The sequence below is a fragment of the Novosphingobium sp. HR1a genome (assembly GCF_015594425.1).
In the GTDB taxonomy this organism is placed as follows: Bacteria; Pseudomonadota; Alphaproteobacteria; order Sphingomonadales; family Sphingomonadaceae; genus Novosphingobium; species Novosphingobium resinovorum_A.
This window is the reverse complement of sequence record NZ_JABXWS010000019.1, coordinates 1-7792: the sequence shown is the minus strand read 5'-3', so window position 1 is coordinate 7792 and position 7792 is coordinate 1. Positions and strand designations below refer to the sequence as shown.

Here is a 7792-nt window from a genome sequence, read left to right as displayed (position 1 = left end):
TCATGAAGGTGATCGTGAAGCTTCGCCGCATGCAGCCCGACGATCGCCGCGAAATGGACATGATCGTGGACACCTACAAGAACGCGCTGGGGATCGACTGACCATGCGCCGCCGTCCCAAGGACATGGTCCACCCGATCGCCTGCGCCTGTCGGTCCTGCGCCCCGCGCGCATGCCGCGACCGCCGCGTCGATATCGCCATCAAGGCCGCCACGCGCGCCCTGTTCCTGATCGCCGCCATCCTGATGATCCCCTTCATCATCGCCGGCGCGCTCGCCAGCGCGAAAGGAGACAACCGATGAGGTTTCTCTATCTCGAACCCGCCAAGGACTGGACCAACCAGTCAGTCGAGGAGCGTATGCGCCTGTGCGCGGAAGCCCTCTACGCCCATCAGCTGATCAACCCTCGCCAGTTCAACCAGATCACCACCGGCATCAATGACCGCGCTGATCGCCAGCGCGACCTGCGCACCCGCAATCGCATCGGCGCAACTGTGCGTCAGGGCGGTGCCGCATGACGATCGTCGTCTATGGCCCGCCAGCATGTGGCAAGACGCGCAACATGGATCGCCTCGCTCGACTGTTCGGAATCGACACGATCATCGATGACTGGAGCCCGAGGCGGCACGCCTTAACGCCCGGTGCGATCCACCTGACGCAGGAACATCCGGGAGACGTGCCAGCAGCCTGCTTTGCGTTCTCCGACCTCGCCTTGCCGTCGAGCGGCTCCCCGAGCGCAAAGCGCGTTTCTCCCATGGTTAGGAACCGCTGATGGCCTCGAAATGCCTTAGGTGTGCCGGAACCTTCCGCCTTGATCACGCTGGCTACGGGATGGACCCGTGTGACTGTTTCGGCGCCGAACCCACGGCAATCGGCGTCGATGGCGGCGCAGCTGACGGCGACATGTGCGCCGTCACCCTGCAGAGCCGCGACCTGACCGATATCAAGATCCTCGAGGTGATGAAATGCAGGCCCAGCGGCGTGATGACCTACGTAATCCGCAATATCCTCGCGGGCGAGCATGGATACCGGGGGTTGGCGACGTCTGCGGTGCGCACTCGCCTCAAACGAATGGAACGCGCTGGAATCGTGGAAACGGTTGGCTCCCCCTACGCGGTTCAGCTTTGCTGGAGGGCGCGCGGATGAGCGGCGAACTCACCGCCCGGCCAAAAGGGCAGAAGCGCCATCCATGGGATTGGTACGTGGAGGAGAAATGGGTCACGCATCGCCTGCTAGACGTGGTCGATCTGGAAGCGGACGTCACCTACCTCGATCCATTCTGCGGGCAGCTGCATATCCCCCAAGCCATGTCCGAGCGCGGCTTCACGCACGTCTACGGGACGGACCTTTTCGCGCGGGATCCCGGACACCGGCTATTCCTCGGACAGCATGATTTCTTTGGCGATCAGCGGCACCTGCTGGAAGCGTCGGGCCGGTTGTCGATCGTGATGAACCCGCCGTTCTCATTCCAGGACGGCAAGCTTAAGCGCGGCCTCGCGGAAAAGTGCATCCGGCAGGCGCTGTCGATCGCGACGCACAAGGTCTGCGCGCTCCTGCCGCTCAAGTGGCTCGCCAGCGAGGGCCGCTACCGCCTGTTCACGGACGAGACGCCGATCGGCGTGTGGATCCTGTGCGAGCGCCCGTCGATGCCGCCCGGCGACAAGATCGAGCAGCTGGGCGACAACGCCTACGATCACGGCAAGATCGACTACATGTGGGTGGTGTGGGACAAGAACTGCCCGCCCACGCGTGATTCCCGAGGAACGCCGTTTGCGCCGACCTACTGGATACCACCTCGCGAAAAGATCGCGACCAAGGCAGAAAGGAAAATGGCGGCGTGACCAGTCAACCGCCCGAAAGGCTACTGAAGATCAGCGAGGTCATAGCGCGGACCTCCCTGTCTCGCTCCCACATCTACGCCCTGATGAAGAGCGGCAACTTCCCGCCCCAGCGCAAGCTTGGCCACAAGTGCTCCCGCTGGGTCGAAACGGAAATAGACGCCTGGACCCGCGGTATCGCCGCTTGATCCCTCAGCGACCGGGTCGACCCGGCCCGGTCGCCGCAAACCGCATTGGCTGACCGATATGGATGGCCGCCGGCCACATATCCGCGAGCACGATATTCGCCCATTCTAGTGCAATCTCCCGCCGACGGGGCATATAGGCGGCGCGATTGTAGGCGCCCTCCACGTCATTTTCCGGCACATGCGCAAGCATCAGATCGATGATCGCCCGATCAGGTGACGCCGTCTTGTGCCCTGCAGACCTCCAAGCCCGCTCACAGCGCTCATTCATGATCGTGGAAAATGCTGATCGGAACCCATGCGGGACATGACGCTGATAGTATCCGGCCCGGATCAGCAATGCTCGCAAGGTATTCTCGCTCATTTGGCGGTGCACATGCCGATCGGACGGGAACACAAGGTCAAGGTCCCCGGTCAGCGGCTTCATCGCCGTCAGCACCTCGACGGCCTGCGGGGCCAGCGGCACAAGGTGGTCGCCCTCCTCGTCTTCCTTTCGCTCTAGGTCGCCTTTCATGCGATGCGCCGGGATCCGCCACAGTGGCTCCGCACCATGCAGATCCTCGAACTCTGCCCAGCGCGCACCGTTGATCTCATTCGATCGCACGGCTGTCAGGGCAAGGAATCGCATTGCCAGCTTGGTTTGCGCCCGGCACCGCTCCCCCTCGCAGTCTACCAGCATTTGCCGCAACGCCGGTAATTCTGTGATCGCGGGTTGACGCTTCGACTTCTTTTTCTTGGGAAGCGCAACCGCCAGACTGGCGGCAGGATCTCGCTCGGCCAAATTCTTGGCGATACCATAGACGAAGATGCCGCTGATCCGCTGCCGCACCCGATGCGCCGTCTCAACAGCATTTCGATCGACGATCTTTTCCAGCACAGCCAGAACCGCCGGCGCCTCAATGTCGGCAATCGGCAACTGGCCCAAGCTGGGAAAGACATCGTTTTCGAGGCTTTCCAGCACATCCTTTGCATGCACCTTCGACCACTGCTTGGCCTGCAGCGTATGCCATGCCCTGCCGACATCTTGGAATGTTGGCCGCGTATCGACTGGCGCCGCGCTGCGCGCGAATAGATCTGCAGGTTTCGGCTCCGTTCCTTTCGCCAGCATGGACTTCGCCATGTCTCGCGCATCCCGTGCATCCTTGAGCGAGATCGCGGGATAATTGCCGATTGTCAGCGTCTTCTGCGCCGGTTTGCCTTGAGCGTTGCGGCCGAACTGATAGTTCATGCGCCAGACCCGGCCGCCTGCAGCGGAAACATGCAGGTAAAGCTGCTCGCCGTCAGAAAGCTTGTAGGCCTTGCCGGTGCCCTTCGCCCCGCGAACCTTGGCGTCGCTCAGCGCCCCCATACCATATTCCCCGAATCGCGTACCATAGACTGAACCATATGGCAGAGCGGATGCATGAGAACAAACAGGGACAATTGTGGACGCATGACCCGCCTGAAAACGGCAATAATGCCCTGAAATCGGGCACTTACAGCGTCATGAGGAAAGGTAAGTGGCGGAGAGGGTGGGATTCGAACCCACGGTACGGTTTCCCGTACACTGCATTTCGAGTGCAGCGCATTCGACCACTCTGCCACCTCTCCGCTAGAAGATTTAGGCGGTGAAACCAAGTTCCACCGGGTCGGGAAGCGCGCCGTTAGCGGACCTGATCGCGCTTGCCAAGCCCTCATTTCACATTTTCGGGAACAGCCCCGCATGCTCGCTTGTTTGAAATGCCCATGAAACCTATATCTCGGCCATGAACAGAGCGTCATTCTTCTCGCCCCAGGCCGGGCGTGTCATCGACGCACCGCTGCGGACGCGGGCACGATTCGCCATCGGCGATGTCGTGCGCCACAGACTCCACGACTTTCGCGGCGTCGTCTTCGACATTGACCCCGTCTTCGCCAACAGCGAGGAATGGTACCAGGCAATCCCTGCCGAAGTACGGCCCAAGCGCGACCAGCCCTTCTACCACCTCCTCGCAGAGAGTGACGATTCCAGCTACGTCGCCTACGTCAGCCAGCAGAATCTGACCGGGGACGCCGATGGTGGGCCGGTCGATCATCCCTCACTGTCGCAGATGTTCGACGATTACGACAACGGCCGCTACCAGCTGCGCCCCGGCCTGGCGCACTGATTTCCCCCGTCGATACGGCTCAGAGCGCTGCGGAGGACCGATCGCCCTCGCCTGCCCGCTTCGTCAGCAGCCGGGCGATCGCCGAGGCGGGGACAGGCCGCGAGAACAGGTAGCCCTGCACTTCGTGGCAGCCGACCCGCTCCAGGAACTCGAGCTGTTCGGGGGTTTCCACGCCCTCCGCGGTAAGGCGCAGGCCGTTGGCGCGCGCCAGACCGACGATCGCTTCCACCAATGCCGCCCCGGGCACCGTATCGACTGCATTGACGAACGAACGGTCGATCTTGATCCGGTCCACCGCGATGTCACGGATATGGCTGAGCGAGGAGTAGCCGGTCCCGAAATCATCCAGCGCGCAGTGCACGCCAAGCCCGCGCAGGTCCGCAAGCGAGCGGGCGACTTCGCCGGAAGCCGCCATGAGCGCAGTCTCCGTCAGTTCCAGTTCCAGCCGCTCGGCGGTCACGCCGCCGTGCCCCAGCACCTCGCGCACGATCTCGACGAACTTGCGGCTGCGCAGCTGGATCGGCGAGACGTTGACGGCAACGCGCAGACCCGGCCAGGCGCGCGCATCCTGCACGGCGCGGCGCAGCACCCATTCACCCAGCACCGTGATGAGACCGCTCTCCTCGGCCGAGCGGATGAAAGCGCCGGGCGCGACGAGGCCCTGCTCGGGATGCTGCCAGCGCAGCAGCGCCTCCACGCCGACCATGCGGCGGTCTTCCAGCGACCAGATGGGCTGGTAGTGCAGTTCCAGTTGCCGGTCGCAGTCCGCCAGCGCCAGTCGCAGCTCCCGGTAGGTCTCCTCGCGCGAGCGGACGTCGTGGTCCATATCCTGCGTGAAGAAGACGTAGCGGCTGCGGCCGTCGGTCTTCGCCTTGTAGAGAGCGATGTCGGCCTTGCGGGTCAGTTCGGTGCGATCGAGGCCATCCACCGGGGAGACCGCCACGCCGATGCTGGCGCCGATGAATGCCTGCGAGCCGGCCAGGTCGAAGGGGCGCTCCAGTTCCGCGACGATGCGTGCGCAGATGCCTTCGATCGAGGCCCGCCCCTCCGGCTCGCCGATGAGGATGGCGAATTCGTCGCCGCCCAGCCTGGCGACGATGTCGTAGCCGCGCACTTCGGCGACCAGCCGCCGCGCCACCTGCCGGATCAGCGCATCGCCCGCCGGATGGCCGAGCGTGTCGTTGACCTGCTTGAAACGGTCGAGGTCGATGTAGAGCAATGCCAGCAGTGTGCGGTGCCGGCGCGAGCGGGCAAGCGCCTCGTCGAGCCGCTGCTCGAACATCGCCCGGTTGCCAAGGCCCGTCAGGTCGTCGTGCATGGCGCGGTGCTGCGCGTGGAGGCGGCTTTCCTCGAGGTCATGCGTCCGGCGGGCCAGACGGCTCGCCAGCACGAAGAGGACTACGGTGATCAGCAGCAGGACGATCGCCAGCGCCGGAGCCAGTGCCGCGATGACCTGGCTGCCGGGCGCGAAAGGTTGCCACACGAGGTAGCCCACGACGCGCGAGGCGCGGTCGTGGAGCGCTACCGAGCGCTGCCCGTTATTAGCGGGCGGTGCGAGGGCGAAATGCGCTCCCGCAAGGCCGTACTGCTCGGCCACGCCGCCGAAGAACTGGTTGTCGAGATAGACCACTGCGACATGCAGGGCTTCCGTTCCCGGCTTTTGCCGGAGCGTTCCGCTGTCGGTGACGATCGGCTTGATGCTGATGATCGCCGGGCGCGTGCGGACGATGGCGATGTCGGCTTGTCCGGGCGAGAGCATCGCCACGTCGGCTTCCGTGCGCTTGCGGATGATGGGCGTGCGGCGCAGGCCTGACAGCAGCGGCCGCGTCGCGTCTTCCACCGCGATGTAGCTTTCCGGACGCGCGCGCTTGCCTGCCCGCATCGCGTAGATCGGCGCGCCTTGCGGGTCGAGCAGATAGACCTCGTCGATCCCGGCATAGTCCTCGAACCAGACGCCGAGGTTCAGGTCGAGCCAGCGCTCGTCCAGCGGGCGCTTGCGCGCCTCACGGACGGCCTCGTCCCATACGGTCGAGGACTCCTGCGCATGGGCGACGCGCTCCATACTCTGCGCCAGCACCAGAGAGACGATGGCGTGATCGCGGTTGCGGGCGATGCGATCGACTTCGTGCCCGGACCATTCCAGCAAGCCGAGCATGAGGGCGAGCAGGCACAACGCCGCCGCCACGATCGGAGCCGTAAACCGACCGACCATCCGCTTGCGATTTTCGCCCAAGGCCAATCGTGATGTCACACACGACTGCCTGCACCAGAGCGAATAACTTTTCCTTAACGAAAGCCTGTCGTCCGATGTGAATATTTACGGATAACGGGCCTTTTCAGCCCTTAAGCTTCCAACCTGACCGCAGGACGAAGAACAGCACCGTCGCCAGCGCCGCATCCAGCACACCGACGCCCAGTGCACTGTGCAGCACGGCCATGTTGGTGTCGCCGATATCGCTCTGGCCGAGGAAGCCGAAGCGGAAGCCCGAGATCACGTAGAAGAACGGATTCACCCGGCTGATCGCCTGGAATGCGGGCGCCAGGTTGTCGATCACGTAGAACGTGCCCGACAGCAGCGAGAGCGGCGCGATGACGAAGTTGGTGACGGCCGCGTTGTGGTCGAACTTTTCCGCCCATACCGAGGAGAGCAGGCCCAGCAGCGCCAGGAAGGCCGATCCCGCAAGGCCGAACCACACGACCGCCCACGGATGCGCCATCGACAGGCTCACGCCCGGCCACAGCAGCATCGCCAGCGTCAGGGCAAGGCCCACCAGCACCGCGCGGGTGACGGCCGCGCCGATCATGGCGACCATCAATTCCGCCTCGGTCAGCGGCGGCATGAGGTAATCGACGATCGTGCCCTGCACCTTGCCCGCGAGGAACGAGAAGCTGGAATTGGCGAAGGCGTTCTGCATCATGCCCATGACGATCAGCCCCGGCGCCACGAAGGTCGCGAAGTTGACGCCCAGCACCTGACGGTCGCCCCGGCCCAGCGCCACGGTGAATATCACCAGGAACAGCATGGTCGTGATCGCGGGAGCCCAGATCGTCTGGGTCTGGACCTTGAAGAAGCGCCTGACCTCCTTCATATAGAGCGTCTTGAGCCCCTCCCAGTTCACCTGGTGGATCAGGGGTTCTCCCTTTGCCGGAAAACGGCGAGTCGTGTTGCCGTTGGTGCCGTCGGGGTTCAGGATCCCGGAGGTGCCGGGCAGCTCAGTCGAATGGGGTTGATCGGCCATGCACCGGCGACTATCGGCTGATGCCTTCCGAGGCAAGCGGCGCCTGGAAATCAGGGGCGATTCTCTCGTCCCGCATGAAGTGATGGAACTGGAATGAGCTGGACTGACGAGCGGATCGAGAAGCTGACCAAGATGTGGGAGGGCGGTTCCACCGCCAGCCAGATCGCGGACGAACTCGGCGGCGTCAGCCGCAATGCGGTGATCGGCAAGGCGCACCGCCTCGGCCTCAAGGCGCGCCCTTCCCCGGTGAAGGCCAACGAGAAGCCCGCGCGCCCCGCGCCTGCTCCGAAGAAGCCCAAGCCCGAAGTCACCGCCGCGCCCGAACCGGCCCCCGCCCCCGCGCCGCGAGTCGAAGCGCCGGTCGCCCGTGCCGCCGCCCCCGCGCCGCAGCCGCCCGTGCAGCGTG

The 7792-nt window shown here is 64.3% G+C and carries 12 protein-coding genes and 1 tRNA gene; 9 read left to right on the top strand and 4 right to left on the bottom strand.

The annotated features are described in order from the left end of the window. The 7 genes from HWN72_RS03260 to HWN72_RS03230 all read left to right on the top strand — a co-directional run. The coding region (locus HWN72_RS03260) for a GapR family DNA-binding domain-containing protein (RefSeq protein ID WP_211149807.1) at nt 1-101 on the top strand (101 nt) is incomplete at its 5' end. Nucleotides 102-103: 2 nt separating this feature from the next. Beyond that, on the top strand, nt 104-301 hold the full coding sequence (locus tag HWN72_RS03255) for a hypothetical protein (protein WP_211149806.1): 198 nt from the start codon (nt 104-106) through the stop codon (nt 299-301). Further along, on the top strand, nt 298-516 hold the full coding sequence (locus HWN72_RS03250; RefSeq protein WP_211149805.1) for a hypothetical protein: 219 nt from the start codon (nt 298-300) through the stop codon (nt 514-516). The genes HWN72_RS03255 and HWN72_RS03250 overlap by 4 nt, the downstream gene beginning before the upstream one ends. Further along, nucleotides 513-770, top strand: a complete 258-nt coding sequence (locus HWN72_RS03245; RefSeq protein ID WP_211149804.1) for a hypothetical protein — start codon at nt 513-515, stop codon at nt 768-770. Before HWN72_RS03250 ends, HWN72_RS03245 begins: the two co-directional genes overlap by 4 nt. Next, nucleotides 770-1144: a winged helix-turn-helix domain-containing protein gene (locus HWN72_RS03240; RefSeq protein ID WP_211149803.1), complete on the top strand. Its 375-nt coding sequence runs from the start codon at nt 770-772 to the stop codon at nt 1142-1144. The genes HWN72_RS03245 and HWN72_RS03240 overlap by 1 nt, the downstream gene beginning before the upstream one ends. Then, on the top strand, nt 1141-1839 hold the full coding sequence (locus HWN72_RS03235) for a hypothetical protein (RefSeq protein WP_211149802.1): 699 nt from the start codon (nt 1141-1143) through the stop codon (nt 1837-1839). The genes HWN72_RS03240 and HWN72_RS03235 overlap by 4 nt, the downstream gene beginning before the upstream one ends. Continuing rightward, nucleotides 1836-2024 carry an AlpA family transcriptional regulator gene (locus HWN72_RS03230; protein WP_211149801.1) on the top strand — a complete coding sequence of 63 codons (189 nt, stop codon included), beginning with the start codon at nt 1836-1838 and terminating at the stop codon, nt 2022-2024. The genes HWN72_RS03235 and HWN72_RS03230 overlap by 4 nt, the downstream gene beginning before the upstream one ends. Nucleotides 2025-2028: 4 nt before the next feature. Here the strand turns inward: HWN72_RS03230 and HWN72_RS03225 are convergent, their stop codons facing one another. Together HWN72_RS03225 and HWN72_RS03220 are read right to left on the bottom strand one after the other, a co-directional pair. Continuing rightward, the gene (locus tag HWN72_RS03225; protein WP_211149800.1) at nt 2029-3369 is read right to left on the bottom strand and encodes an integrase arm-type DNA-binding domain-containing protein; all 1341 of its coding nucleotides are present in this window, start codon (nt 3367-3369) and stop codon (nt 2029-2031) included. A 152-nt stretch (nt 3370-3521) separates the two neighbouring features. Further along, nucleotides 3522-3611: transfer RNA gene (locus tag HWN72_RS03220), tRNA-Ser, on the bottom strand. A 155-nt stretch (nt 3612-3766) separates the two neighbouring features. Here HWN72_RS03220 and hspQ point away from each other — a divergent pair. Continuing rightward, complete coding sequence (gene hspQ / locus HWN72_RS03215) at nt 3767-4147, top strand: heat shock protein HspQ (RefSeq protein ID WP_008832682.1); 381 nt, start codon at nt 3767-3769, stop codon at nt 4145-4147. Nucleotides 4148-4166: 19 nt separating this feature from the next. Here hspQ and HWN72_RS03210 read toward each other — a convergent pair whose 3' ends face one another. Both HWN72_RS03210 and HWN72_RS03205 read right to left on the bottom strand, forming a co-directional pair. Beyond that, nucleotides 4167-6359 (bottom strand): bifunctional diguanylate cyclase/phosphodiesterase, encoded by a 2193-nt coding sequence (locus tag HWN72_RS03210; protein WP_248005779.1) that lies wholly within the window; start codon nt 6357-6359, stop codon nt 4167-4169. 124 nt (nt 6360-6483) lie between these two features. Next, a complete protein-coding gene (locus HWN72_RS03205; protein ID WP_036530212.1) occupies nt 6484-7386 on the bottom strand; it encodes an ABC transporter permease in 903 nt (300 codons plus the stop codon). Nucleotides 7387-7479: 93 nt separating this feature from the next. Here HWN72_RS03205 and HWN72_RS03200 point away from each other — a divergent pair. Beyond that, nucleotides 7480-7792 (top strand): GcrA family cell cycle regulator (locus HWN72_RS03200; protein WP_248005778.1); only part of this gene is annotated, 313 nt, incomplete at its 3' end.